The sequence below is a fragment of the Desulfovibrio sp. TomC genome (assembly GCF_000801335.2).
Taxonomy (GTDB): domain Bacteria; phylum Desulfobacterota; class Desulfovibrionia; order Desulfovibrionales; family Desulfovibrionaceae; genus Solidesulfovibrio.
This window is the reverse complement of the sequence record NZ_JSEH01000010.1, coordinates 1-26,203: the sequence shown is the minus strand read 5'-3', so window position 1 is coordinate 26,203 and position 26,203 is coordinate 1. Positions and strand designations below refer to the sequence as shown.

General features: G+C 63.6%; 26 protein-coding genes and 1 tRNA gene. 16 read left to right on the top strand and 11 right to left on the bottom strand.

The window, feature by feature from the left end; all coding sequences use genetic code 11:
• Positions 1-10: 10 nt before the first annotated feature.
• The 3 genes from nusA to NY78_RS11065 all read right to left on the bottom strand — a co-directional run bounded on the left by nusA (position 11) and on the right by NY78_RS11065 (position 2,110).
• Entirely contained in the window at positions 11-1,384 is a 1,374-nt protein-coding gene (gene nusA, locus NY78_RS11075) for a transcription termination factor NusA (RefSeq protein ID WP_043635677.1), read from the bottom strand.
• Positions 1,381-1,950, bottom strand: coding sequence for a ribosome maturation factor RimP (rimP, locus tag NY78_RS11070; RefSeq protein WP_043635675.1), 570 nt, complete (start codon positions 1,948-1,950; stop codon positions 1,381-1,383). The genes nusA and rimP overlap by 4 nt, the downstream gene beginning before the upstream one ends.
• 84 nt (positions 1,951-2,034) lie before the next feature.
• Positions 2,035-2,110 (bottom strand) — tRNA-Gly (locus tag NY78_RS11065).
• Between the two features lie 174 nt (positions 2,111-2,284).
• On the opposite strand from NY78_RS11065, the gene flgF reads away from it, so the two are divergent.
• The 11 genes from flgF (at position 2,285) to fliW (ending at position 12,818) form a co-directional block, all read left to right on the top strand.
• Entirely contained in the window at positions 2,285-3,067 is a 783-nt protein-coding gene (gene flgF / locus NY78_RS11060) for a flagellar basal-body rod protein FlgF (protein WP_043635671.1), read from the top strand.
• A gap of 26 nt (positions 3,068-3,093) precedes the next feature.
• On the top strand, positions 3,094-3,876 hold the full coding sequence (flgG, locus tag NY78_RS11055; protein ID WP_043635668.1) for a flagellar basal-body rod protein FlgG: 783 nt from the start codon (positions 3,094-3,096) through the stop codon (positions 3,874-3,876).
• Between the two features lie 26 nt (positions 3,877-3,902).
• The gene (gene flgA, locus NY78_RS11050) at positions 3,903-4,877 is read left to right on the top strand and encodes a flagellar basal body P-ring formation chaperone FlgA (protein WP_043635666.1); all 975 of its coding nucleotides are present in this window, start codon (positions 3,903-3,905) and stop codon (positions 4,875-4,877) included.
• Positions 4,878-4,932: 55 nt separating this feature from the next.
• The gene (locus NY78_RS11045; RefSeq protein WP_197084240.1) at positions 4,933-5,655 is read left to right on the top strand and encodes a flagellar basal body L-ring protein FlgH; all 723 of its coding nucleotides are present in this window, start codon (positions 4,933-4,935) and stop codon (positions 5,653-5,655) included.
• Positions 5,656-5,681: 26 nt separating this feature from the next.
• Complete coding sequence (locus tag NY78_RS11040) at positions 5,682-6,839, top strand: flagellar basal body P-ring protein FlgI (RefSeq protein WP_043635660.1); 1,158 nt, start codon at positions 5,682-5,684, stop codon at positions 6,837-6,839.
• A 2-nt stretch (positions 6,840-6,841) separates the two neighbouring features.
• On the top strand, positions 6,842-7,861 hold the full coding sequence (locus tag NY78_RS11035) for a peptidoglycan DD-metalloendopeptidase family protein (protein ID WP_043635658.1): 1,020 nt from the start codon (positions 6,842-6,844) through the stop codon (positions 7,859-7,861).
• Positions 7,862-7,895: 34 nt separating this feature from the next.
• A complete protein-coding gene (gene flgN, locus NY78_RS11030; protein WP_043635655.1) occupies positions 7,896-8,372 on the top strand; it encodes a flagellar export chaperone FlgN in 477 nt (158 codons plus the stop codon).
• Positions 8,373-10,466, top strand: coding sequence for a flagellar hook-associated protein FlgK (flgK, locus tag NY78_RS11025; RefSeq protein ID WP_043635652.1), 2,094 nt, complete (start codon positions 8,373-8,375; stop codon positions 10,464-10,466).
• A 15-nt stretch (positions 10,467-10,481) separates the two neighbouring features.
• On the top strand, positions 10,482-12,029 hold the full coding sequence (gene flgL / locus NY78_RS11020) for a flagellar hook-associated protein FlgL (protein WP_043635649.1): 1,548 nt from the start codon (positions 10,482-10,484) through the stop codon (positions 12,027-12,029).
• Between the two features lie 115 nt (positions 12,030-12,144).
• Positions 12,145-12,384, top strand: a complete 240-nt coding sequence (gene csrA / locus NY78_RS11015) for a carbon storage regulator CsrA (protein WP_043635971.1) — start codon at positions 12,145-12,147, stop codon at positions 12,382-12,384.
• Positions 12,360-12,818, top strand: a complete 459-nt coding sequence (fliW, locus tag NY78_RS11010; RefSeq protein ID WP_043635645.1) for a flagellar assembly protein FliW — start codon at positions 12,360-12,362, stop codon at positions 12,816-12,818. The genes csrA and fliW overlap by 25 nt, the downstream gene beginning before the upstream one ends.
• A 57-nt stretch (positions 12,819-12,875) precedes the next feature.
• Here fliW and flgM read toward each other — a convergent pair whose 3' ends face one another.
• Together flgM and NY78_RS11000 are read right to left on the bottom strand one after the other, a co-directional pair.
• Positions 12,876-13,196, bottom strand: a complete 321-nt coding sequence (gene flgM, locus NY78_RS11005) for a flagellar biosynthesis anti-sigma factor FlgM (RefSeq protein ID WP_043635642.1) — start codon at positions 13,194-13,196, stop codon at positions 12,876-12,878.
• Between the two features lie 58 nt (positions 13,197-13,254).
• Positions 13,255-13,674, bottom strand: a complete 420-nt coding sequence (locus NY78_RS11000) for a DVU0524 family FlgM-associated protein (protein WP_043635640.1) — start codon at positions 13,672-13,674, stop codon at positions 13,255-13,257.
• 184 nt (positions 13,675-13,858) lie between these two features.
• Between NY78_RS11000 and NY78_RS10995 the strand changes: the two genes are divergently transcribed.
• Together NY78_RS10995 and NY78_RS10990 are read left to right on the top strand one after the other, a co-directional pair.
• A complete protein-coding gene (locus NY78_RS10995; protein WP_043635637.1) occupies positions 13,859-14,722 on the top strand; it encodes an NAD(+)/NADH kinase in 864 nt (287 codons plus the stop codon).
• Entirely contained in the window at positions 14,719-16,479 is a 1,761-nt protein-coding gene (locus tag NY78_RS10990; RefSeq protein ID WP_043635636.1) for an ARMT1-like domain-containing protein, read from the top strand. The genes NY78_RS10995 and NY78_RS10990 overlap by 4 nt, the downstream gene beginning before the upstream one ends.
• Positions 16,480-16,538: 59 nt before the next feature.
• On the opposite strand, the gene der is transcribed toward NY78_RS10990, so the two are convergent.
• The 4 genes from der to gatB all read right to left on the bottom strand — a co-directional run bounded on the left by der (position 16,539) and on the right by gatB (position 21,838).
• On the bottom strand, positions 16,539-17,864 hold the full coding sequence (gene der / locus NY78_RS10985; RefSeq protein WP_043635632.1) for a ribosome biogenesis GTPase Der: 1,326 nt from the start codon (positions 17,862-17,864) through the stop codon (positions 16,539-16,541).
• A 456-nt stretch (positions 17,865-18,320) separates the two neighbouring features.
• Positions 18,321-19,112: a sulfide-dependent adenosine diphosphate thiazole synthase gene (locus tag NY78_RS10980; RefSeq protein WP_043635629.1), complete on the bottom strand. Its 792-nt coding sequence runs from the start codon at positions 19,110-19,112 to the stop codon at positions 18,321-18,323.
• Positions 19,113-19,145: 33 nt separating this feature from the next.
• A complete protein-coding gene (gene mtnA, locus NY78_RS10975) occupies positions 19,146-20,189 on the bottom strand; it encodes an S-methyl-5-thioribose-1-phosphate isomerase (protein WP_043635968.1) in 1,044 nt (347 codons plus the stop codon).
• Between the two features lie 218 nt (positions 20,190-20,407).
• Positions 20,408-21,838, bottom strand: coding sequence for an Asp-tRNA(Asn)/Glu-tRNA(Gln) amidotransferase subunit GatB (gatB, locus tag NY78_RS10970; RefSeq protein ID WP_043635626.1), 1,431 nt, complete (start codon positions 21,836-21,838; stop codon positions 20,408-20,410).
• 221 nt (positions 21,839-22,059) lie between these two features.
• On the opposite strand from gatB, the gene NY78_RS10965 reads away from it, so the two are divergent.
• Positions 22,060-22,437 (top strand): hypothetical protein, encoded by a 378-nt coding sequence (locus NY78_RS10965; RefSeq protein ID WP_043635625.1) that lies wholly within the window; start codon positions 22,060-22,062, stop codon positions 22,435-22,437.
• Between the two features lie 162 nt (positions 22,438-22,599).
• Here NY78_RS10965 and NY78_RS10960 read toward each other — a convergent pair whose 3' ends face one another.
• A complete protein-coding gene (locus tag NY78_RS10960; RefSeq protein WP_043635621.1) occupies positions 22,600-23,970 on the bottom strand; it encodes an aryl-sulfate sulfotransferase in 1,371 nt (456 codons plus the stop codon).
• Positions 23,971-24,045: 75 nt separating this feature from the next.
• Complete coding sequence (locus NY78_RS10955) at positions 24,046-24,855, bottom strand: hypothetical protein (protein ID WP_043635618.1); 810 nt, start codon at positions 24,853-24,855, stop codon at positions 24,046-24,048.
• A gap of 192 nt (positions 24,856-25,047) precedes the next feature.
• Between NY78_RS10955 and NY78_RS10950 the strand changes: the two genes are divergently transcribed.
• Both NY78_RS10950 and NY78_RS10945 read left to right on the top strand, forming a co-directional pair.
• Complete coding sequence (locus tag NY78_RS10950) at positions 25,048-25,845, top strand: DUF2092 domain-containing protein (protein WP_043635615.1); 798 nt, start codon at positions 25,048-25,050, stop codon at positions 25,843-25,845.
• Positions 25,846-25,855: 10 nt separating this feature from the next.
• Positions 25,856-26,203, top strand: a 348-nt coding sequence (locus NY78_RS10945) for a hypothetical protein (RefSeq protein ID WP_197084233.1), incomplete at its 3' end; no start/stop codon positions are given.

Sequence of the window (26,203 nt, the reverse complement as noted above, 5' to 3'; positions counted from 1 at the left end):
CCGCGTGTCATCAGGCCTCGTCCGGTTTCTGCGCATCCTCGGTTGGCGCGCTGTCCGTATCGGTTGGCGCCGTTTCAGACGCCTCCTGGACCTCGGCGTCGGCCGCACCGGTGTCGGCCTCCTCATCGGAGGTCGTCTCCTCGGGTTTGGCAAACGCGCCCATAAGTTTGAGCGCCGCGCGCAGGTCGTCGCGCTTGGCCGGCGTCATGCCGGCAATGGCGTCGATGGCTGCGTCGTCAGCTTCGGCCAGCTGTTCCATGCTGCCGAAACCGGCGGAGATGATGTTGTCCACATGGATCTCGGCCACGCTGGCCAGCTGCTCCAGGAATTTCTTGGAGGCATTGACTTCGTGGAACCGGGATTCGGTAAAGATGTCGATCTTCCAGCCCAGGAGCTTGGCGGCCAGCTTGACGTTCTGGCCTTTGCGGCCGATGGCCAGATTGAGCTGGTCGTCGGTGACCACCACTTCCAGGGACTTTTCGTCCTCGTCCACGGAGATCCGGGTGACCCGGGCCGGGGACAGGGCGTTGGCGGCGTAGGTGGCGATTTCCGGGTTCCAGACCACGATGTCGATGCGCTCGCCGCGCAGTTCCTGAACGATGTTCTGGATGCGCGAGCCGCGGATGCCGACGCAGGCGCCCACCGGATCGACGTCGCGGTCCTTGGACACCACGGCCACCTTGGCCCGGGAGCCGGGATCGCGCGAGACGCCGACGATCTTGACGGTGCCGTCGGAAACTTCCGGCACTTCGCGGGCGAAAAGGGCTTTCATGTACTCGCCGTGGGTGCGCGAGACAATGATCTGGGGTCCGCGTCCGGACGGCAGGACTTCGATAATAAAGGCCTGGACCCGGTCGCCGCGCTTGTAGCGCTCGCGGGGGATCTGTTCTTCCTTGGGCAACAGGGCCTCGGTACGGCCGAGGTTGATGATCCAGCCGGCCCGGTCGCGGCGCTGGATGATGCCGGAAATGATCTCGCCCTTGCGGTCCTTGTATTCCTCGTAGATGATTTCCTGCTCGGCGTCGCGCATCCGCTGGATAATCACCTGTTTGGCGGACTGGGCGGCAATGCGGCCGAGGTCTTCCACGGCCAGCTTGAAGCCCATTTCGTCTTCGAGGACGACGTTGGGGTCGATGGCCTTGGCGTCGGACAGGCAGATTTCGGCGGCCGGATCGGCCACGTCGTCGTCTTCCACCACAACCTTGAACTGGTAGACTTCGATCTCACCCTGCTCGTCGTTGTAGCTGACCTCGACGTCGAGGTTCTCGCCGTATTTGCGGATGACCGACGACCGTACGGCTTCTTCCAGGGTATCGACCAGCAGATCGCGGTCGATGCCGCGGTCCTTGCTGATTTGATCGATGGCTTTTTTCAGTTCAGTCATGAGGTTGCCTCCGGGCTGCCGTAGGGAGAGTCGTCGCCGTCGGCCTCTCCTTCGGGTGTGGCGTCAAATGCGTGGATGAGACGGACCTTGTCCGCCTCGGCAAAATCAAAGGAAATCGGGAAAGATTTGGGACCCGGATCGGCGGTCATGGACACGGCCTGCCCGGTCTGGGCGGTGAGAATGCCCCGGAAACGCTTGCGCCCGTTTTGGGGGACGGCCAGCTTGGCCTCGATCTCCCGGCCGATGTAGGCGGCCAGCTGCTGCGGCTCGAAAAAGCGCCGGGACAGGCCCGGTGACGACACTTCCAGCACATAGGCGCCGTGGAAATATTCCTCGACCTCAAGCAACGAGCCGAGGTGGCGGCTGACCCGGGCGCATTCGGCGATGGTCACGCCCTGGCGATCGGGTGTGCGCGGGGGCTCGGCCGCAAGGTCGAGGTACACGCGCACCAACTGCCGGTGTCCGGCTGCAGCCAGCTCGACCCCCCAGACAGTCAGGCCCAGGGTGGCGAGAAAGGGAGTGATAAGCTCCCGGATTTTTTCCGAAACGACACTTGTACGCTGCATGGTTTCCTTGGTCAGCAAAAAAAAAGTGGACCGATCGTCAGGCCCACCTTGTCACGACAACCGTTCGGTTGGGAGACTCAGGTTTGGAGCGGGCGACGAGATTCGAACTCGCGACACCAAGCTTGGGAAGCTTGTACTCTACCAACTGAGCTACGCCCGCTCGAATGGAAGGAAATACCACTTCACCCGTATTTGTCAAGCTGCATGGCCGGTGCGCCGAAAAAAACACGGCCCCTCAACCCGCCCGCCCGACCAGGCCCGGTCTTTGGCCCGGCGACCTTCCCAACCTGTGGCCCGCATGTTGCAACAAGGCTGGCCGAGGAGGATCGCCGCCATGGAAATGAGTATGTACAGCGCTGTCTTCGGGGCACTTTCCACCGAAACGCGCCTCAATATCTCCGCCAATAATTTGGCGAACATCAACACCACCGGCTTCAAGCGCGACCGTGTCTCCTTCGAGGACACGTTTTTCCGCTACGCCCACGATTACCACGTCGATCCCCGCGGCGATATCCGGCAAAAAGAGCTGCTTCCCCGGGCCGACCTCATTGCCAAGCCCCGGCTGGCCATGCAGCAGACCGACTTCAGCCAGGGAGGGCTGGTTGCCACGGGCAATCCCCTGGACATGGCCATCCAGGGGCCGGGCTTTTTCAAGGTTGCTGATGCGTCAGGCACGGCCTACACCAGAAACGGGGCGTTTCACCGTTCAGCCGAGGGGATGCTGGTCAATGACCAGGACAAGCCGGTGCTTGGCAACGGCGGTCCCATCCAACTGCCCGAAGGCCGCGTCTCGGTGGACGGCTCCGGCTCGGTCTATGTTGATGGGGCGCAGGTGGGGCAGGTGGACGTGGTCACCGTCCAAAATCCCGACGCCCTGCAAAAGCTTGGCGCCAACCTCTACACCCCCCAGGCCGGGGCCACCATCCAGGAAGGCGCGGCCGTGGCCGGGCGCACCGAAGTGGCCCAGGGGTTTCTGGAAAAACCCAACGTCGAGGTCGTGGAGGAGATGGTCAGCATGATTGAAACCCAACGGACCTTCGAGGCCTACCAGAAGGTCATGACCAGTTCCAACGAACTCGACACCAAGGCCATCCGCGTCGGCACCGACAGGACCTAAGGCCCAATTCCCGGAGGAAATTCGTTATGATGCGCTCCCTTTGGACGGCTTCCACCGGCATGGTGGCCATGCAGATGCAAATCGACACCATGTCCAACAACCTGGCCAACGTGAACACCGTGGGCTTCAAAAAGAGCCGGGCCGAGTTCGAGGACCTCATGTACCAGACCCTGCAAGTGGCCGGTACGGAAACCGTGGGCGGCAACCGCCTGCCCACCGGCCTGCAGGTGGGCCTTGGCGTCAAACCGACGACGGTGCACAAGTTCTTTACCCAGGGCGACATGCAAAACACCGGCAACCAGCTCGATCTGGCCATCCAGGGCGAAGGGTTCTTCAAGGTCGACGTCAACGGCCGGGAACTCTACACCCGGGCCGGTTCGTTCAAGCTCAACCAGGACGGCACCATCGTGACCGCCAACGGGTATCCGCTCCAGCCGACCTTTTCCGTGCCGACCGAAACCAAGACCATCACCATCACGGAAAACGGCCATCTCTCCTGTCTGGATTCCAGCAGCGCCGAGCTGGCCGCAACCGACATCCCGCTCTACACCTTCATCAATAACGCCGGCATGACCGCCGAGGGCAGAAACCTCTATTCGCCAAGCCAGGCCTCGGGCGCGGCCAATGAGGTCACCCCCGGCAACCAGAACGCCGGCACGCTGGCCCAGGGATTTCTGGAAATGTCCAACGTGGAGCTTGTTGACGAAATGGTCGGCCTGATCGTTGGCCAGCGCGCCTACGAGGCCAACTCCAAAGCCATCACCACCGCTGACGCCATGTTGCAGACTGCGGTCAACGTGAAGCGGTAGACGGCAGGGCGAACTGAGGAGGGCTTATGGGACGTTCATTGCTTCGTATCCTGGCTGGTCTGGGCCTTGCCGCCGCCGTTGTCCTGGCTGCTTTGCCGGCCGGGGCCGGGCTGTGGCGGCTGGCGGTCAGGGATGTGGCCACGGCTGCCGGCGAACGGGTGCTGTTGTCCGAAATCGCCGAACCCCAGGGGGATTTTCCGGCCGATGCCTGGGCCACACTCGGGGCCACGCCGCTGTGGTACGCCCCGGAGACCGTGGGGCGGCAGGCGGTTATTCCCTCGGCCAAGGTCTTGGAAGGCCTGCGCTATTATCTGCGCGACGCCCCGGTGGAATTTTCCCTGCCCACCCAGCTGACCCTGGGCCGGGGAGGCCGGGTGGTGGCGGCTCCAGCCCTTCGGACCATGGCCGTCGAAACATTGACGCCCAAGGTGAGCGCCCTTGGCGACGAGGCCCGGCTGGTGTCGGTGACGGCTCCGGACCACCTCTTTGTGGATGACCAGGCCACCGTCGGCATTGACGTTTCCGAGATCACGCCGGGCAAGACAGCCTTTCGCTACGTGGTGACCGGACCCGGGGCAAGGATTTTGCAACAGGTGCCGGCAGAGGCCGTGGTCGAGCATGTCGCCCGGGTCCCTGTGGCCATCAAGAGCATTCTTCCCAAGGATGGAGCCGCCGTGGAACAGATCGCCTTCGTGTACGAGCGCCGCAACATGGCCGGCATCAAGGGCCGGGTGTTCGATCCGGCAAACGGCCAGTGGCGGGCGCGCCGGGGCGTGGGGCCGGGCCAGATCATCATGGCCGACGACATGGAACAGATGCCGCTGATCTTGCGGGGCGATCAGGTCAAGTTGATCTACGAGGGTCGGAAAGTGCGGTTGACCATGCTGGCCGAGGCCGTCACCGACGGTGCGCCCGGCGGCAAGATAACCGTCAAGAATTCAAAGAATTCCAAGGAAATTACTGGTGTTGTCCGCGACAACACGACGGTTGTGATCCAGTAAACGAGTCTGCCCGAGGCGCGCACACGGATAGTGACGCAAAGGATTGAGTGCCATGATACGCAAACAACTTCTTCCCCTGGCTCTGGCCACGGTCGCCCTGGCCGCCTGCGCCCCGGCCTCCAAGCAGGCCGCCCCGGCCCCGCAGGTCACGCCGCCTGTGGCCAAGGCTCCGCCGCCGGCCGACAACCCCGGCTCCATCTACAGCCAGAGCCAGCCCACCTTTCTGTTTGACGACACCAGGGCCAGGCGCATCGGCGACATCGTGACGGTCAACATCGTGGATACCTCCAAGTCCGACCTCAAGGCCGAGACCAAAAACGACAAGACCTCCAGCACCAACCTCGGGGTGCAGAATTATTTCGGCGGCAAGGAAATCGCCGGCAACCTCTCCGGCCAGCTCGGCGGCCCGGCTTTCGGCATGAAGGGCCTGATCGGCTCTGATCCCATGGTCCAGGCCTCTATTGCCGAGAAGTTCCAGAGCAAGGGCGAGACCAAGCGCGAATCCGCCGTCACCGCCGCCATCGGCTGCCGCATCGTCAATATCCTGCCCGGCGGGGTGATGCAGGTCGAAGGGGCGCGCCAGACCCGGGTCAACAACGAAAACCAGATCATCGTGGTCCGGGGGTTGGTGCGGCCCATCGACATCGGTCCGGCCAACACCGTGCCTTCCACCCAGCTGGCGGATTGCCAGATCGAATACTACGGCGAGGGCGATCTGGCCGACCGGCAAAAGAGCGGTTGGCTGACCCGCATCCTCGACAACGTGTGGCCGTTTTAAGCCTCGCTTACAGGGAGCGTAAGGATATGCACCCCAACTTCGCTAGGTTGGCAACGCGGGCCTGCGCCCTGGCCCGGCCCAAGCCGGCCGCGCCGCTGCTGGCCGCCCTGGTCCTCATGGCCCTGGTGCTTGGTCTGGTCCACACCGCCCACAGCGCCCGCATCAAGGATATTGCCACGGTTTCCGGCATGCGCAAGAACCAGCTCGTGGGCTATGGCCTCGTGGTCGGCCTTTCGGGCACGGGCGATCAGCGCGGCTCGGATTTCACGGTCCAGTCCATCTACAACATGCTCGACAAGATGGGTGTCCGGGTGGACAAGGCCACGCTCAAGCCCAAGAACGTGGCCGCCGTCATGGTCACGGCCCAGATGCCGGTTTCGGCCAAGCCCGGCAGCCGCATCGACGTCACCGTGTCGTCCATCGGCGACTCCACGAGCCTGCTTGGCGGCGTGCTGCTGGTCACGCCCTTGAAGGGCATTGACGGCAACATCTATTCCATCGCCCAGGGGTCGCTCCTGGTCGGCGGCGTGTCGGCCTCAGGGGCCGGGTCGTCGGTCTCCAAGAACATCACCACCGTCGGCATCGTGCCCGGCGGCGGCAATATCGAGCGGGCCGTGCCGTTCTCCTTTAATGAACAGCCCGACCTGACCTTGTCGCTGCGCACGCCTGACTTTTCCACGGCCGCCCGCATGGCCAAGCGCGTCAACGAGGCCATGGGTTCGGCCATGGCCACGGCCGTCGACGCCGGCACCGTGCGTCTGGCCGTGCCGCCTGAGAACCAGGGCAACCTGACCATGCTCATGGCCTCCATCGAGAACATCGAGGTCACCCCGGACCACCGCGCCCGGGTGGTGGTGGACGAAAAGACCGGCACCGTCGTCCTTGGCCAGAACGTCCAGATTTCCCCGGTGGCCGTCACCCACGGCAATCTCCAGATCCAGGTCCAGGAATCGGCCGACGTGTCCCAGCCGCTGCCTTTCTCCAACGGCCAGACCGTGGTCACGCCCCAGACCAACATTGCCATCAACGAGGAGAACCGCAAACTCAAGATGATCGAAGGAGCGACCCTCCAGGAACTGGTCGAAGGCTTAAATGCCCTGGGCGCCACTCCCCGCGACCTGATCAGCATCCTGCGCACCCTGGAAGCCTCCGGGGCCCTGTCTGCCGACCTGGAGGTCAACTAGCCGTGAGCGCGCCCGAAGGCATGGCCGACCTGACCGCGAACAGCGCGTTGCAGAGCGATGTAGCCCAAAAGCTGCAGATCGACGCCCTGCAAAAAAGTCTCGCTGGCGGCGGCGACGCCAAAGAGGCCAAGCTGCGTAAGGCCTGCCAGGGCTTCGAATCGGTGTTTATTTCCAAGCTCTTTGCCCAGATGCGGGCCACCGTGCCCAAAGACGGGATTCTCCACGGGCAGTACGAGGACCAGTACTATTCCATGTTCGACAAGGCCATGTGCGACAAGATGGCCGAGTCCGGCGGCATCGGCCTGGCCGACATGATGTACCGCCAGCTCAAAAGCCGGGTGACCGGCAGCGGGGAGACGGCCGGAACCGGCGACGTGCTACCGGCCAACCGGCCGGTGGGCAGAAACGGCAGCGGCGTGGCCTCCGATCGTGTGCCCATGCCGGCAACGGGCATGCCGTCTGGACCGCATTCGGTGCCGCCCCAGAATCTGTCCCCGGCCGTGACCGCCGCCCTGGCCCGTCCCGGAACGGGCCTGCTGGCTCCCTCCCACCAGCCGGCCGCGGGCAGCAGCCAAAATACTGACGACATCACCGCTGAGATCCAGGCCGCCGAACCCATGGCCGCGCCGACCACCGGCAGCATCACTTCGGAGTACGGCTGGCGCACCGACCCCTTCAAGGGCAAACAGGCCTGGCACGCCGGCATGGACATCGCCGCCGCCGAGGGCGATTCCGTGGCCGCCTGCTGGGACGGCACCGTGACCTATGCCGGCGCCAAGGGCGGCTACGGCAATGTGGTGGAGATCGAACATGCCGGCGGCTGGAAGAGCGTGTACGGGCATTTGCGCAATTACGACGTCGCGGTGGGCGAGACCGTGACGGCTGGCGGAAAAATTGCAGAGGTAGGCAGTACCGGGCGTTCCACCGGGCCGCATCTGCACTTCGAGATGCGTCGGGGCAGCCAGACCGTGGACCCCCACAGTCTGCTGGCCCAGGCCGGAGTCCTTCAGGAATCTCTGTAACACGATGTAATTGTGCAATAAATCGAGGCTGGTCATGATCGGGTGCATACTGTCAAACCTGCGACGGCAATACGGGGCCGTCACCTTGCTGGAGAGCCTCCTGGCGGAAGAATTTTCCCATCTTTCGGCCCGAAACCCCGGCGCGGTGGCCACGGTGGAATTTTCCATTCAGGAATTGCTGCGCCAGTTGGCTGTCGAGCGGCGGAGCCTCCACGCCCTGTATGCCGCCGTCAACCCCAAGGCCAAGCGGCTGGCCGACGTTGTCGACGATTTTGACCCGCAGTCCCGGGAGCAGGCCCAGGCCTTTGTTGCCGCCATCGACAAGGTGGAGCAGCGGGGGGCCAAGCAGGCCGCGCGCAACTATTCCATGGCCCTTGGACTCTACGACCTGACCAAGTCGAGCCTGGACAATTTGCAAAAGCTGCTCATCCCCAAAAAGGCCGTGTACGGCTCCCGAGGCCGCATCGCCTCGGCCATGCCGGCTCCGGGCCTCATTAACGGGAGGCTCTAAATGGCCGGCATCTCCTCCATGCTCAATATCGGCAATTCGGCGTTGCGGGCCAGTCAGGCCAGCTTGCAGGTCACCAGCAACAACATCGCCAATGTCGATACCCAAGGGTACAGCCGCCAGTCGGTTGTGCTCAAGGACGGGCAGTATGTCACCACGGTTCCGGGCCAGATCGGTTCCGGCGTGGTGGCCCAGGAAGTGGTGCGCTCCCACGACGCCTTTATCGAGGCCCAGTATCTGGGCAAGCTGTCGGCCCGCGACCGTTTCCAGACCCTGTACAATGGCCTTACCAGCGTCCAGAATCTGGTCAACGAATCCAATACCAGCGGCACCAGCAAGGCCATGAGCAAGTTTTTTGACGACTGGGGCGACCTGACCACCAGCCCCGACAGCGCAGCCGTCCGCCAGACCATGATCGACGACACCGAAACCATGCTGAGTCTCATCCGGTCCACGGCCGATTCCATGACCCAGCTTGAGGATCAGGCCAACCAGAGCATCGCTGCCGGCGTGGATTCCGTAAACAATCTGGCCAATGATATTGCCGAACTCAATCGGCAGATCAACATGACCCAGATTGATGGGCAAAGCATTCCCAACGGACTCTACGACCAGCGTGACAGCAAGGTGCGCGAACTGGCCTCCCTGATCGACGTCAACGTCATTGACAACGGCAAGGGCGATATCACCATCAACACCCAGTCCGGCCAGACCGTCGTGGACGGGGTGGTGCCCTACGAGTTCAAGTTCGAGCAGGGCAAGACCGTGCGCCAGCTGTCGTCGGCCTCCATGACCGCCGCCTGTGACGCCCAGGCCTACTACGAAGGTTCCGATACCAAGGAATATACGCTCAAGGTGGTGACCGGCGGCGCAGTGGACGGCGGCGCCGCTTTTCAGGTGTCCCTGGACGGCGGCAAGTCCTGGCTGACCAACGACGACGGCACCCCGACGGTCTACAACGCCGACACCGCAGCCGGAAACGGCAAAGTGGCGGTGGGGGATCTCGACATCTGGTTCGGCACGACGACCGACTCCAAGGCCACCGTGGTCGACAACCTCAATGTCGGCGACACCTTCACCCTGGTCCCCAAAAAGGCCCTGTACTGGTATACCACGGCCGGCACGGCGGAAAACATCACGCCCCAACAGTATGCCGACGGCACCGACAATACCCGGCGTTTGACCGGCGGCTCCCTGGCCGGTGCGTTCGAGTTCCGCGACGAGGAACTCGGCGGCTATCAGGCCAGCCTCGACGCCATGGCGAAATCCATGGTCTGGGAGGTCAACCGGATTCATTCCCAGGGTGCGGGCCTGACCAATTTTGCTGCGGTCCAGGGCACCAATTCCGTCGCCGACAGCAGTTACAGCCTGGTTGATCCGTCCTCGGGACTGGCCTACGGCAACAGGCTCCAATCCGGCGCATCCATGGTGTATGCCTACGACAGCACCGGCGTATGCACGGCCAGCAACGCCGTCACCTTTACGCCGGGCGACAGCCTTGATGACATTGTGGCCCAGATCAATGCCGGTTTTCCCGGCGTGCTCAGCGCCTCGGTGGTTAACAACCAGTTGTCCATCATCGGCCAAAACGGCAACACCTTTCAGTTCGGCAGCGATTCCTCCGGGTTGTGGGCCGCCCTTGGCGTCAACACCCTGCTGACCGGCTCGACAGCCTCGGACCTGGCCGTCAACGGCGTGGTGGGCAACGACGTCAACCGAGTCTGCGCCGGCCATGTGGGCACAAACGGGCTGGTGGCCAAGGGCGACAACACGACAGCCAAAGCCATGACCGCATTGGAAGACACCAAGGTGGGGTTCTTTGTCACCGGTAATGCCGCCACCTCCCAGACCCTTGGCGACTACTACGCCGCCCTGGTCGGCAAGGTCGGCTCAGACACCGCCACCGCCTCGTATCAGGCCAGCTACCAGACCACCCTGGCCGCCCAGCTCAACGAGCAGCAGTTGGCCGTATCGGGCGTCAATCTCGACGAGGAACTGACCAACCTCATCAAATTTCAGCATTCCTATCAGGCCGCCGCCAAACTCATCAGCACGGCTGATTCCCTGTTTGAAACGGTATTGGGGCTTAAAAACTAGTTTTTGGAGGTCCCCATGGTCCTGCGCGTTACCCAGCAAAGCATTTACGGGTCGGTGATACGGCAAAACAACGCCTCCCTGAGCAATCTCATGGAGACCAATCTCCAGTCGTCGACCCAAAAGCGCATCAACGCGCCCTCCGACGATCCCAATGGCGCGGTCAGCGTGCTGCAGACGCGCTGCGACATCAGCCAGCTGACCCAGTACAAGCGGAACATCACCAGCGCCACCGGCTGGCTGACCCAGTCCGACAGTGCGTTGTCTTCGGTCAGTTCGCTCATCTCCACCATCAAGGGGTATGCCGAGCAGGGGGCCACCGGGTCGGTCACCGAGGAAAACCGCGATGAAATCGCCTCGGCCGTGCGCCAGTATTTCCAGCAGCTTATCTCCCTGTCCAACACCACCTATAACCAGAATTCGATTTTTGCCGGCCAAAAGACCGATACCGAGGCGTTCACCCAGTCCTTGTGGATGAATTCCAACGATACGGCCTTTGACACGGCCGTTGCCGCCAACAACGGGTTCACCCTTTCCGGCGACTCGGCCACCACGGTGCTTGTGCAGTATACGAGCGTGGACACTGTCGGCCACCAGCCGGGCTTCGACTATTCCACCGACGGCGGGACCACCTGGACCGCCGGCAGTTACAATCCCGCGCCTTCGGCCACCACCCAGCAGCTCAATCTGGGCGGCGTGACCATGACCCTGGACAACAACGCCCTGGATGCGGTGACCGCCTGCGCCGACCATAACGACACCGCCGGCACCTGGATGTGGATTCGACCCACAGCGGTCTATAACGGCAATACCAACGACGACATCGCCGTGACCAACACCACGTCCCCGGCGACGGCCGTGACCGGCACGGCGACCGGGAATTTTACCGGCAACGTCAATGTGCGCATCGATGAGAACTGCGACTTTTCCTCCGCGACGGCCTTTGCCTTTTCCTACAGCACGGATGGCGGCCGGTCCTGGGTGACGGGCAACACCTCCGGGATCGTGGATACCGTGGACGCTCAGGTCAGCCTGCCGGTGCCAGGGGGGTCCCTGACCCTCGTCTCCAATGGCGCCCCGCTTACGGCCGGGAATCAGTTTTTCATCCAGCCCAGCACCGCCGACATCTCGATGGCCATTTCCCCGACCGATTCCGTGGTGGTCAACGGCGTTGGCAAGGACATCTTCGGCGGCGTCTCCAATGGGCAGGTGGCGACCTTCGAAGGTTCGGACCAGGCCAACCTGTTTGAGTCCGTGGGCAAACTCGTGGGTTACCTGGAGACCAACAACCAGAAAGGGTGTCAGGAGGCTTTGGATCAGCTGACGGCCTCCCAGGAGCACGTCCTGACGATGGCGGCGTCGGTGGGCGCCCGGGAAAACCGGGTGACCGCTGCCGGGACCATGGTGGATACCCTGGCGGAGAACTCCAACTCGACGCTCAGCAAAGTGGAGGACGCGGACCTAAGCGCCCTCATCACCAAACTGGCCCAGCAGGAACTGGCCTATCAGGCGGTGCTCAAATCCTCGAGCACGGTCATGAACCTGTCTTTGCTCAGCTATATTTAGCCCGGCGCGCAACAGCCGTTGACAAGAGGCTGGATGCGCGGCTACAAGGTTTCATAACCGGGCGCGAAGACGGAATTTTTCGTGTCCAGAACCACAATTGGGGGCGTGGGCGTTCATGCTCATCTTGACCCGAAGGCCGGGCGAAAGCCTGCATCTCGGCGACCACATCAAGATCACCGTCCTGGGCGTCCAGGGCAAGCAGATCAAAATCGGGCTGGAAGTGCCTGATGATATGCAGGTGTATCGGGAAGAGGTCTACCTGCGGGTGCTGGAGCAGAATCGGCAAGCTCTATGCGCCACGGATTCCGATGTCCTGGCGGCGGCGAAGTTATGGCCAAAAAAGACGAACGAGTAGTGGACACGCGCCTTGGGCGCATGGTCTTGCCCGAAGATCGGGTATTGCAGTTTCCCCGGGGGCTTATCGGCTTCATGGGGCATCGGGAATTCACTTTGATCCAGGTCCGGGAGGATTCTCCCTTCCTGGTGTTGCAAAGCCTCGACGATCCCTCGCTGGGTCTTCTCGTGGCCGACCCGTACTCGTTTATGACGGAGTACGAGGTGGTCATTGGCGAAGCGGATCGCAAGCTGCTTTGCATCGAGACCCGGGAGCAGACCAGTCTCCTGGTCACGGTGACCATTCCGCAAGGGATGCCCGAGCGGACCACCCTTAACCTCAGCGGACCCATCGTCATCAACACCCAGGCCCGTATCGGGCTGCAGATCCCCCAGACCGATTCGCGTTATCCGGCTCACTATACGCCGGGTATGGCCATCCTCAAAAAAAGCTGACGCCTCCCCGGATCCGGTCCGGGAAGGCGTCAGCCGTCCTATGCGATGTTTTGTCGCCTAGCCGAACAGCTCTGCGTCCATAGTCAGGAGCTTTTCGGCTATTTTTTTGGAGTCAGGCTGGTAGGTGCCGGCATCGACCTGGGCCTTTAAGGCGGCCACCTTGTCGGCGCGGCTCTCAGGGGATTCCTGGGCCGTGCGCGTGGCCACGGAGACAAGCCGGGCGTCGTCCGAGAGCGTCACCCGGTCCGAAGACCCGGACGAACTGCTTGTATCGGCACTTTTCCCCCGCGAAAGGCTGGAGGAGTCACCGGAGTCTTTGCGCCCGATGCGGTTTTGGCCATAGCCCTGATTGATTCCGAAAACGTTTTTGATGTCCATGGGGACCCCCCTCCCGCATATTCCGCTTTGTACTTATCGGCAGCGGGGGGACCGATGATTAGAGCATGGTTTCGTCGACTTTCTCCAGGGCCAATTCCCACAGTCGCCGCATAATGGCAACCTTCTCCTCGCCGTCAATGGGCTGCGGATCAAACCCCGGCTCATGCCTGAAAATTTGCATCTCCTGATCTTCCGGAGGATAGGCAAAGATGAGGGGGAACCCGAGCTCCTCGGCCAACTCGGCCTTGATCTCATCCACGATCGGGGTATCCGAGCCGGCAACAATGCAGTTCTCCACAATCTCGGCTGCCACCCGTCCGACCAGCTCCCGTCGCTTGGCCTCCCGGGAGATGCGGACTTCGTCTTCGGCGCCGGCGGCGCGCAAGGACCGGCGGTACCGGGCTAGCCGCCGGGCCGTGGTCACCTGCCGTCCGTAGGTGCGCAGCATGGCGCTGACCTGGTAGGGGATCGCGGTCAAGGCGTTTAGCTCCTTCTCACGGGTCTTATCGGACGCTTGCGTCCGAGCTTTAGAGGGCGGCGCGAAAAAAATCCATGGCTAATCGTCAGGGTACCCGTTTTGCCCTTCCTTGTATCGTCACCGCCTTTGCCTTATAAGACGCTTCCCCGGCCCGACCGGGGCAACGTGCAACCGGACCCATGGTATGCAACGCACCATTAAGACCGTTCTTGTCATTTACAAGGCAGATCACGACAAGGCCAGAGGCATGGCCTGGACCGTGGCCGACTGGCTGGCCGAACGCGGCGTCACCTGCCTGGTTCGGGAAAACCTGCCCGATGCCCCGCACGTCGTCATCCCGCCCGGAGCCATGGTCACGGCCCCGCCGGATCTGGCCCTGGTCCTTGGCGGCGACGGCACCATGCTCTCGGCCGCCCGCAAGCGTCTGGTGGACGGGGTGCCGCTTCTGGGCGTCAATCTTGGCCGGGTGGGATTTATGACCTCGGCCGGCCTCGACGACTGGCAGGACGTCTTAGCCGACATCCTGGCCAACGGCTTTGCCGAGGCCCGGCGGATTATGATCGAGGTGACCGTCATCCGGGGCGAGGAGACGGTCTTTTCCACCATCTCCGTCAACGACGCCGTCATCAGCCGGGGGGCCATGGCCCGGCTGGCCGCCTTTGACGTGACCCTGGGCGACGGCGACGTCTGCACGCTTCGGGCCGACGGCGTGGTGATCTCGACCCCGACCGGCTCCACCGCCTACTGCGTCTCGGCCGGAGGACCACTCATTTACCCTGGCCTCGATGTCCTGTGCGTGGTGCCAATCTGCCCCTTTCTCAGCGATTTCAAACCGGTGGTGGTGCCGGCCGAGTCCCCGGTGCGACTGGCCCTGTCCGCCCCGGAAACGAATATGTACCTGACCTGCGACGGCCAGGAGCTTTTCCCGCTGGACGACCTCGACGTGGTGCTGGTGACCAAATCCGAGCGTTGCCTGCGTCTGGCCCGGCGTCCTGGGGAGAGCTATTTTGAACGCCTGCGACTGAAGGGATTTATCAACCGCCCATGACCCGAGACATACCCGCCGTGTTGCCGGTCCCAGGACAGGCTCCGCGTTACGGCGCCGATCCGGTGCTCGACGCTTGGCTGTTGCACTTCATGACCGAGAACAATCTGGAACATTCCATTGACCCGGAAAAAAACGCCTCGCCCGAACAGCTGCGCTTTATGGTGTCCCTGACTCCGGAGCAGATTTACATTCCCTGCACCGACGCCATGTTCGGCCATCTGCTGACCGAGCGGGCCGATCCCGAGGTGGTGGCCGAGTACAAGGCCCGGCTGGCCCGCATCGACGGGCTGATCGACGCCTTTGTGGCCGAGGAGTACACCCGGCGAAAAATTCGCACCCTGTGCGAACTCAAGTACCGGCAGGCCCTGGTCAAGCCGACGCTTATTCCGTCGCGCCTGGGCAAGCGCCTCAATACCATTTTCCTCACCCAATCGGGCCTCGACGACCCCTACCGCGAACGCCGCCGGGCCGCCAACCGCCGGGCCTTTGCCTTCATCCAGAGCGAAACCTTCCGGACCATGCTCCATGCCTGTCCCTCGGACCTGCCGGGCTGCCGGTCCATCCCGGAGCTGCGCCATGTCCTGGACGTGCTTGAGCTCAAGCGCCTTTTCGCCATGTCGGCCATGCCCGAGGTCTGGGAGGGCGACGGGACCTGTCCGGGCGGGGACGCCCTGGAAACGGCGCTGGCCAACTTTCCCAAGGATTTTGAAAAACTTGAGGCCCTGTTTGATCCCCGTCGGGGCAGCAAGCTCAAAATTCTCTATTTGGCCGACAGCGCCGGCGGGATCATGTTCGACCTGCTGGCCATCCGCACGCTGTTGCGCATGGGCCATCGGGTGATCCTGGTTTTCAAGGAAGGCTTTTATTTCGATGTGCCGACCATCTGGGACGTGGACGGCGATCCGATCCTGGAAACAGCCCTGGCCGGGGCGCATTTCCTGACCGATCCGCGCGTGTCCAAAAACGATCTGCTTCAGGCCATTCGGGAGAATCCGCTCACCGTTATTTCCGACGGCACCCGGGAGCGCCTCAACCTTTACCGCGTCTCGGTGACCTTTGCCCGGGCCTGGAAAGAGGCCGATCTGGTCGTGGCCAAGGGCGAATACAACCACCGCCGGCTCATACTGACCAGCCACCAGTTCACCCGGAACGTAGCCGCCTTCCATCGTCTGCCGGAGGGCGGACTGTGTTTCGATTTCAAGGCCCGCGCTCCCGGAGCCAGATCCTTTACCGAGGACGACATCACGGCCAAGGCCGAGGAAATCATCATGGGAATGCGTCAGGCCCGGGCCGCCGGACGCACGGTGATGTTTTACAGCGCGGTCATCGGCTCCATCCCCGGCCAGACCAAGGTGGCCATTGAGCTGGTCACGGCCTTTGTCGCCCATCTGCGCCAGAAGTTGGCCGGCATCTCGATTATTAACCCGGCCGAGCATTTCGAAGAGGGCATGGATGCCGACGATCTCATGTTTATGTGGGAAAAGGTGCAGCGCAGCGGCCTGATCGACGTATGGCGGTTCCAGACCCACTTCGACATCGAAAAGAGCTTCGAGCTCTTGGGCCGCAAGGTGCCGCCGGTCTGGGCCGGCAAGGACGCGACCTTCTCCACGGGCTGCACCAAGGAGATGCGCATCGCGCTTTCCATGCAGCAGCGCCACCGCGAGATGCAGATCATCGGTCCGGACCCGGAAAAGTTCTTCCGCCGCCGGGAATACGGCGTGGGCCGGTTCTGCGACGCCGGCATCGACTGCGGCTAGGTCCAGTCCAAGAAAAAGCCCCCTGGCGCGACGCGGCAGGGGGCTTTTCGATGCGCTGGCTATTCCTTGGGCTTGTGGCTGGCCCGGCACACGACCTTGACCGGGGCGACAGCGATGCCAAACAGTTTTCGCAGGCTGTTTTCCAGGTATTTGACGTAGGAGTCGCGGACCCGTTCTGGGTCGCTGACGAAAAAGACGAAGGTTGGCGGCGCTTCGGCGGCCTGGGTCAGGTAGTAGAACTTGGCCCGGCGACCGTTGACCAGGGGCGGCTGGTGCTTGTCCATGACCGTTCGCATGGCCCGGTTGAGTTCGCCCGTGCCGACCCGGACCTGGCATTCGGCCCAGAGGGCCTCGGCCTGGGGGAGCACCTTGCCGACGCCCTTGTTCATGGCCGCCGACATGTAAAGCACCGGCACGTGGGAGCACATGCGCAGTTCCGCTGCAATGTCCTTGCGCAGCTCCTGCATGTCCTTTTGGGGCACGAGGTCGGTCTTGTTGACCGCGATCATGAAGGCCTTGCGCTCGCCGTCCAGGAAGGAAATAAGCCGTTTGTCCTGCACCCCGATGCCGCCGGTGGCGTCGATGACCACGATGGCCACGTCGGCCCGCTTGGCGCTGGAGAGGGCTTTGCCCACGCTGTACTGTTCCACGCCGTCGGTGATGCGGGTGCGCTTGCGCACGCCGGCCGTATCCACGAATTGGTAGCGCTTGGCGCCGCGAATGACGGCCACGTCCACGGCGTCGCGGGTGGTGCCGGCAATGTCGCTGACGATCAGGCGGGATTCGCCGAGCAGGGCGTTTAGAAGCGACGACTTGCCGGCATTGGGCCGGCCGAGCACGGCCAGGCGCAGCACGGTCTGAAGCTGCGACGTCTCGGTCTCCGGGTCCACTTCGGGCAGCCGCTCGGCCAGGGCCTCAAGGACCTCGCCCACGCCATGGCCGTGGGCGGCGGACACCGGGAACAGCGGGAAACCCCAGGCATGAAAGTCGCCGGTCATGACGCCGGAGCGTTCCTGGCCGTCGACCTTGTTGACGGCCACCACCACGGACTTGCCGGTGCGGCGCAGGCGTTCGGCCATGTCGTCGTCAAGGCCGGTGCGCCCGACCTTGCCGTCGACCATAAAAAGAACCACGTCGGCCATGTTCAGGGCCACTTCGGCCTGGACCACGATCTGGCGGGCGATTTCTTCTTCAGACTCATAGTCCATGCCGCCGGTGTCGATCAGGGTGACGAACCGGCCGCCAATATCGGCGGTGGCCTCCAGACGGTCGCGGGTGATGCCGGGACGGTCATGGGTAATGGCCCGGTGGTCTCTGGCCAACCGATTGAAAAGCGTGGATTTGCCGACGTTTGGCCGGCCGACGATGGCCACGATGGGGGGCATGGGGACTCCTTGCGGGGTGGGAAAAGCGTCGCCGGGGCTGGGGGCGGCGACGGTCCCGAAACCGGGAAACAACGACCGGCCCGCCAACCGGCGTGAGCCAGGGCGCGGCGGTTGCGACGGCCCGTGCCGACGCGAACCTGTCCCTTCATCATGTCCAGCCGGACATGTCAATTGCTAATATGGAATGGACCCCGCAAAAGGTCAAGAAAGCAGACACAAGATCGCTGGGTTCAGAGCGTTCATACCCCCCTTCCAGGGGGGGGGCGGGGGTGATCCCCCCCGGACCCTGGAGCACTGGTAAACCCTGTCAAACGCAACCCTCGGCGGCCACGGTTCCCAACTGACCGGAGATCAAACAGGAGCAGAGCCCCGTTTAAAAACGTCTCCCTTTGCAGGGGTCCGGGGGGATCATCCCCCCGGCCGCCGGAGGCATTCTTTTCTTTTCTTCTCTTGTCGTTACCCACGCAGCTTGGCGGCGATGTCGGCGGCGACTTTCTCGCCGGACAGCAGCATGCCGCCGAAGATCGGTCCCATGCGGTAGGAGCCGTAGCTGGCGTTGGCGGCCATGCCGGCTACGTACAGGCCCGGGAAGATTTCCTGGGTGTTTTTGACGGTATTGGTCTCAGCCACTTCGGCCCACATGGACTGTTCGCCCTCGATGCCGCCGGAGGGGGTGTTTAAGCGCACGTCGTTTTTGCGCACGAGCGTGTGCAGCACTTCCACGGCGTGGCCGGTGGCTTCGATCAGGTATTTCGAGGCGAGCACCACCGGGTCCACGTGCAGGCCGGCCATCTCCACCGGGGAGGAGTTGATGACGATGCCCGTCACCCGTTTGACCCCGCCCTCTTCGCGCAGGACCACGTCCTCGACGCTCATGCAGTTAAACACCTTGGCCCCGGCCAGACAGGCGGCAGAGGCCAGGGTGGTGGTGGCGGTCACGGCGTCGGCGGTGAAGTAGTTGTCCTTGTAGCGTTTGACCGGCACGCCGACGTCGGTGAGCAGGTGGACGCTTTCTTCCTGGACCACGATGACGTTCCAGGTCATGCCGCCGCCCCACATGCCGCCGCCAAGGGACAGCTTGCGTTCAAACAGGGCGACGTTTAGGCCGTCGGCGGCCAGCAGCCGGGCCGCAGTCAGGCCCGAAGGGCCGCCGCCGATGATGGCCACGTCGAGATCAAGGCTGGATTTGAACTTCTCGAAATACTCTTCCAGAATGGCCTGGGTGATGATGCGTTCATCCAAAGACATGAATCGGAACCCCTTGGCTGCGAGACGTTGGTACTACTTCCCGCCGATAATGGCGCGAATGGATTCGACATAGGGTGCGGTCAGCACGCCGCGTTCGGTGACGATGCCGGCGATGAGTTCGGCCGGGGTCACGTCAAAGGCGTAGTTGTAGACCGGCACGTTTTCCGGGGTGACGCGGTGTTCGCCGATGTGGGTGACTTCGCGCGGGGTGCGGTCCTCGATGGGGATCTCGTCGCCCGTGGCGATGCGCAGGTCAAAGGTGGACGCCGGGGCGGCAACGTAAAACGGCACGCCATGGGCCTTGGCGGCCAGGGCCACGGTATAGGTGCCGATCTTGTTGGCCGCGTCGCCGTTGGCCGCGATGCGATCCGCACCGACCACGACCTTCTGGACCATGCCGCGCTTCATGAGGTGGCCGACGGCATTGTCGCAGGCGACAGTGACCGGAATGCCCTCTTTGGCCAGTTCGTAGGCGGTCAGACGCGCACCCTGGAGAAAGGGGCGGGTCTCGTCGGCAATGACCTGGATGCGCTTGCCCTGTTCAAAGGCCGCCCGGATGACGCCAAGGGCCGTGCCGTAGCCGGCCGTGGCCAGGGCGCCGGCGTTGCAGTGGGTGAGGACGGTGTCGCCGTCGGCGATCAGAGCCGCGCCGTGGCGGCCGATGGCTTTGCATATCTCGATGTCCTCGCTGTGCATGTCCTGGGCCAGCCCAAGCCAGGTCGAGAGGAGTTCGTCCAGGGAGGCGGCGGCCATATCGGCCCACTTGGCCCGCATCCGCTCAACCGCCCAGCGCAGGTTGACAGCGGTGGGGCGGGCCTGCTCCAGTTCGGTGAGCAGGGTTTGCAGGCGGTCTTTCCAGGCCGGGCCGGCTTCGGACGATTCCCGGGCGGCCAGGTAGCAGCCATAGGCAGCGGTGACGCCGATGGCCGGTGCGCCGCGCACCACCATGGTCTGCAGGGCGTAGACCGTGTCGGCGGTGTTGCGGCAGACGAAACACTCTTCGCGGTCGGGCAGGAAACGCTGGTCGAGGAGCAGCAGAGCCTGCTTGTCGGCCGAGAAGGCGATATGGTCGTTCATGGCGTCATTCCAGTCCAGGGTGGGGGTCCAAAACACGGCCCGCACCGGTTGCGGGCCGGCGGGGCAGGCCCCTTGCAGGGCGTCCTTGCATCACGATTGCGGGGCTATGGCGGTCCTTGCGTCACACCCGGGAACCAGCTCGTTGCTTTTGGGCGCGACAATGGACCGTAATCTTTTTTTATCCTCAAAAAACAGAACTGTTTTTTGAGAAGGCAGCGCTAGCCGAGTTTTTGGCGCAACAACTCGTTGACCAGTCCCGGGTTGGCTTGTCCTTTGGTGGCCTTCATGATCTGGCCCACAAAAAAACCCATGAGCTTGGTCTTGCCGCCCTTGAAGGCTTCCACCTCGGCCGGGTTGGCGGCCAGGACCGCGTCGACGGCAGATTCCAGGGCATTGGAGTCGGAAATCTGCGACAGCCCTTTTTGGCGGACGTATGCGGCCGGGTCAAGGCCCTCGGCAAAGAGATCCGGAAAAATCTGCTTGGCGATCTTGCCGGAAATTTCTCCGGCGTCGATGAGGTTGATCAGTGCGGCCAGGTTGGCGGCCGTGAGCTTGGACCGGGCGGCCGGGATGGCGGCCTGGTTGAGCTCGCGCATCAGTTCGCCCTGCATCCAGTTGGCGGCCTGTTTGGAGTCGGCCCCGGCGGCGACGACAGCCTCGAAGTATTCGGCCAGGTCGCGCTCGCTGGTCAGCACCTCGGCGTCGTAGTCGGACAGGCCGTATTGGGCGACAAACCGGGCGCGCCGGGCCTCGGGCAGCTCGGGCAGCTCGGCTTTCCAGCGGGCCAGCGTGGCCGCGTCCAAGCCGACCGGCACCAGATCTGGGTCCGGGAAGTAGCGGTAGTCGTGGGCTTCTTCCTTGCCGCGCATGGAGGCGGTGATGTTTCTGGTCGCGTCGTAGAGGCGCGTCTCCTGGATGACGGGCAGGCCGTCGTCCAGGCGGTCGGCTTGCCGTTCCACTTCGTATTCGATGGCTTTCAAGACATGGCGGAAGCTGTTGATGTTTTTGATTTCGGCCCGGGTGCCGAAGGCGGCCTGACCGACCGGACGCAGGCTCACGTTGGCGTCGCAGCGAAACGAGCCTTCCTCCATGTTGCCGTCGCAGATGTCGAGATAGACCAGGATGGCGCGCAGGGCCTTTAAATAGGCCACCACTTCTTCGGGACCGCGCATGTCCGGTTCGGAGACGATCTCGATAAGCGGCACGCAGGCCCGGTTGAGATCCACGTAACTGGCGTTGTCGGCGGCAGAGTGGATGTTCTTGCCGGCGTCCTCTTCCATGTGGATGCGGGTGATGCCGATGCGTTTGGCCGCGCCGTCGACGGTGATGTCGATGTGGCCGTGCTCGCAGATGGGCTGCTCGAACTGGGAGGTCTGGTAGCCCTTGGGCAGATCGGGATAAAAGTAGTTCTTGCGGGCAAAGACCGACACCGGGTTGACCGTGCAGCCGGTGGCCAGTCCCATCTTGGCGGCGTATTCGACGACCGTGGCGTTTAAGACCGGCAGGACGCCGGGCATGCCCGAGCAGACCGGGCAGACGTTTTCGTTGGGATCGACGCCGAAGCGGGTGGAGCAGCCGCAGAAAATCTTGCTGGCGGTTTTCAGCTGGGCGTGCACTTCGACGCCGATGACCGTTTCGTACCTGGCCATGAAAGCGCTCCTTGAGGCGGCCGTCCCGGGCTCGGGAGCGACGCGAAATTTCGGTCGGGGGTGTACCCCGCTTCCGGCAAGCCGGTCAATGGCGTGTCCAGGGTGGGAAGAGGGCTTCAAACGGTTGTATTTTTAAAGCGTCGGGCCTACAACGGCCATGTTGCGCCCGCTGCGTCGTCTGGCGGGGGCTTTTACCACACTACCACGACACGAGGGATGCCATGGGCCGGATTGACACGTTGGCGGGACGCGCGGTGCGCGTGGCCGGTTTTGTTTTGGTGCTGGGTTTTTGGATTGTCCTGTCGCTGACCTGCCCCCGGGGTGCGGCGGCGGCGGATGATTTCGACTCCATGATGCCGGACCAACTCTCCAAGGAGTTGCGCAAGGCCGAAACTGCGTACCACAAGGTGATGGAAGAGGTCCGGGCGGCGGAGAACGAGCGTCTGGCCCGCAAGGCGGCCGGAGCGGCGGATGCTGCCCTCAAGGAGGCCGACGACGAGTTGGCCCGGCTGCTGCGCAAGGCTGAAAAGCTCAAGGTGGAGGCCGATTATCTTGACGAACTCTACGAGGTCAAGCGCCGCGAGTACAAAAACAAATAGGCGTGCGAATTCTCCGGCCCCAAAGGCCCTCTTCGGTGCGTGCTTGCACCAAAGAGGGCTTTTTTGCGGCTGTGGGGCTGGGCGGCGCGGCCGCGTTTTCTGTCGGCCATTGGCGGCTATCGTTGCAGGAAAGACCGCCTGGGGGCAACGTCGCCGCCCCGGTCAGGCCGGGCTGAAGGCCAGGGATGCGGGCGAGGCGGTCATGATCGCCCGGGATTGGCCCAGAGTTTCCCCCAGGGTCACTGTGGCGTAGCGGGCCAGGGCTCCCAGGAACGGGTCTTCGGCGACCAGTCCCTTGCCGGCAAACCCGGCGTAGTCCTCGGGGTACCAGGTGGCATAGAACACCGAGGTTTCCGTGCCCGGAGCGCCGCCCTCCAGCAGGGACAGTTCGGCATCCCAGGTCCAGACAGTGGCCCCTTCGGCAGTCACTTCCCGCAGCGTTCCGGAGTCGCCAAGCGTCGCCAGGGTGTTGCCGTTTGGCAGCCGCTGGGCCCCGCTCATGCGGGCGGAATAAAAATCAGTCAGTCCCGGCGAGACATAGGTCCAGGTGGGGGCGGCCGGGCCGTAACTGCCGTCGGTCGACAGGGCATAGCCGCCGTTGGCCGTGGTCGGCACGGTGATTTCCAGCACCCGGGAATAGTCACAGCCCAGGCGGTCGGCCCCGTTGTCAAAGACGAGAATGTCGCCGTCCCCGGGCAGCCCCGCGTCGATCCATTTGGCGTCATGTTGGCCGTGGAGCTGCCGGTCGGCCCTGGTCCCGGCGTCATAGGCCTCGGGATTGCCCCAGCGATAGAGGAGATCGCCGCCGGAACCGGATGCGCCGCCGGTGTGCCCGGCTGCCTCGGCCGTGGTGGCGGAATGGTCGATAATCCATATCTCGTTGTAGTTGCGGGCGCTTATAAGGATGCGATCGGTGGCCTCGTCGTAGTCCACGCTGTTGATGTGGGTCCAGCCGTCGGGGAAGGCGGGCCGGCCTTCGTAGTTGAAATCGATCAGCTCCGGGTGGTCGGCCACGACGCCGTAGGTGGAGGCGGTTGGGGCGACGTCCTGGACGATGTGGTCGATGGCCCGCCACTGCCAGACGATTTCGCCGCCGGAAAAACCTTCGGGGCGCACTTCCACCAGTTTGTCGGCCGTCAGGTAGCCGTCGCGGAGTTTGGTCGGGTCGCGTCCCAGGGCCAGGGCCTCCTCGGCTGTGATGACCTCGGCGACAATAAAGAGAATGTCGCCGTTTGGCAGCACCATGAAGTCATGGTGCTGGAATTCGTCTGTATCGGAATAGACGTATTGCCAGACGAGGCGGCCGTCCCAATCGTATTCTTCGATGACGCCGCCAGAACCATGGATATAATAATCATTGGCGACTTTTCCGGCCCGCACCAAGTGGCCATCTTCCGTCAATACGGCCGTCAAGCCTGCGTTATAGTCGCTTTTCCAGGTATGAACGACCGCACCGCTGCGGTCGATAAGATAGGTGAACGTGGATTCTTGTGGGGCAATAAGAATGTAGCCGTCGATGGTTGATTCGCTCATGCGCGTTTCTGCTGTTGGTTGTGGTGTGCGGCCCATGCCCGCTGCCGCGTTTCCCATATGCCACAACAGAGTGGATTAATCCAGCCCCTTTGCACCCCAGGCTGCGGCGAAATCAAGAAACCCAGCCACGTGGTTTTGCCGGTCATAGGCCAGGGATTCCTCGGGGCGCGGGGCAATGGACCAGATCCAGGTCCGGTCCGGCGCGGGCAGGGCCACGCCTTCCAGGGCGTCGAGGCGTTCCAGCACCTTCGGGCCGTCAACGCGCTCCCAGGCCGTGTCGCAACACAGGCAGGCCGTGCCGGGCAGGCTGGCCAGCCAGTCGAAATGAGCCGTTACCAGACCGCGGCAGAAGGCCTCGGCCTCGGTCCCGGTCGCGCGCCGGCCAAGGAGCCGGTAAAAGGGGATGGGGAGCTGGGAGGCGAGGTTGACCGAGGCGGTGAAATCCGGAGCAAGCCCGGCCAGGGGATCGGGCCGGGGGACCGGACAGGGCAGGGGGCTGCGCGACTTGGCCGCAGTGCGGGCGGCCTGGACCATGCCCGTGGCATCGGCCGTGACCAGCCGCACGTTGGGGAAACGGGCCGCCAGGACGCCTGCCGGGCGGGGATGGTGGGCGTCGAGGAGCACCACCTGGCGAAAGAGTCCGGCCAGTTCGGCCACCGGCACGTCCAGGCAGGCTCCGGAACCGAGCACCACCGCGGTCTCGCGTCCGACGGCGGCCTGAGCGGCGTCGAGAATGAGCGTCCGGGTGGCGGCCAGATGCGGCTCCCAGGCCGCGGCACAGCGCCGGTGGCGGGCGTTGATGGACACGGCTTCGCGGTCCTGGCCAAGACATCTGGCCAGCCGCGCCCCCCGGTTACGCCACAAAGTGAAGAGTTCCCGCAGCATAACGCCTCCAGAGAGTGCAGTAAACCAGCCCCCGCCATCCTGCAAGAGCGCGCCGGGGCCTTGCGGCCCAGAGGTCCCGGCGCTTGGGGCTTCCGGCTCCTTGACACTTGACCAGTGCCCTTCTAGGGTTGCTAGCATGCGAAAACGGTTCGTCCGGGACTCCCGGCCGGGCCGGTACCTGAGGAGGTTTCCATGCATCGCATCCTGAGGATCATGGTCCTGCTTGCCGGTCTGGCCATCCCGGCCGCCGGACAGGCCCAGAGCCAGACGGCCGCTCCAGAGCCGGCCAAAGCCCCGACTCAGACCCCGGACATCACTCCCGAGGCGGCTTCGCCGGTGGCGGCCATGTGTCAGGCCCTGGCCTCCAGCAAAGCCCTGGCCTTTTCCGGCGAGGTCAGCGAAGAGCAGGTCTACCCCAACGGCCAGACCGTCCAGTTGACGCGCTTTATCGACGTGGCCCTCAAGCGGCCCGACAAGCTCTATTCCCGTATTACCGGCGACGAGCGCGACCGGGTGTTCGTCTATGACGGCAAGACCGTCACCGTGGCCGACTACGACCGGGGCGTCTATGCCGTGGTTGATGCGCCCCCGACCATCGACGCTACCATTGATATGTTGTCTGAGAAGTATGGTCTGGTCGCGCCGCTGTCCGATCTGCTCTACGCCGACCCGTGCAAGGAACTGCTGGCCAATGTGCGCACCGGCGACTGCGTGGGTGTGCACACAGCCGGCGGAGTGGCCTGCGACCATCTGGCCTTCACCCAGAAAAACGCCGACTGGCAGCTGTGGGTGGACAAGGGCAAGTCGCCCCTGCCGCGAAAAGTCGTCATCACGGACAAAAATGGCATGGGCTGGCCGCAATACGCAGCGACATTCAGTAAATGGGACACTTCCCCGCACCTGCCGGCCGACCTGTTCGTCTTCAAGCCCGGCAAGGATCTGCGCCGTATTGAATTCGCCCCCATGATCGCCGGCCAGGAAGGCAAGTGAGGCAATGACCATGCGACACGACAAACGGCAACAGAAGATGTCCCTGGTCCTGGTCCTTTTGGCGGCCTTCACCCTGGTTTTTGACGCGCCCGGGATACTCGCCCTCACGCGGGTGTTTGCGCCCGAGGCCGAGGCCCGTGGCGGCGGTGGGCCACGTGGCGGCGGGGGCGGTTTCGGCGGTGGCGCTCCACATGGCGGCGGGGGCGGCGCGCCGCGCTTCGGCGCTCCTCCTCCGGGCGGCGGCGGCGGCCCGCGTTTCGGCGCGCCTCCCCCGGGCGGCCTGCGCTATGGCGGCGGCCCGCCCATGGCTCCGGCAGCCACGGTTCGTCCCCCGGCTCCGGCCGCCATGCCCCGGCCC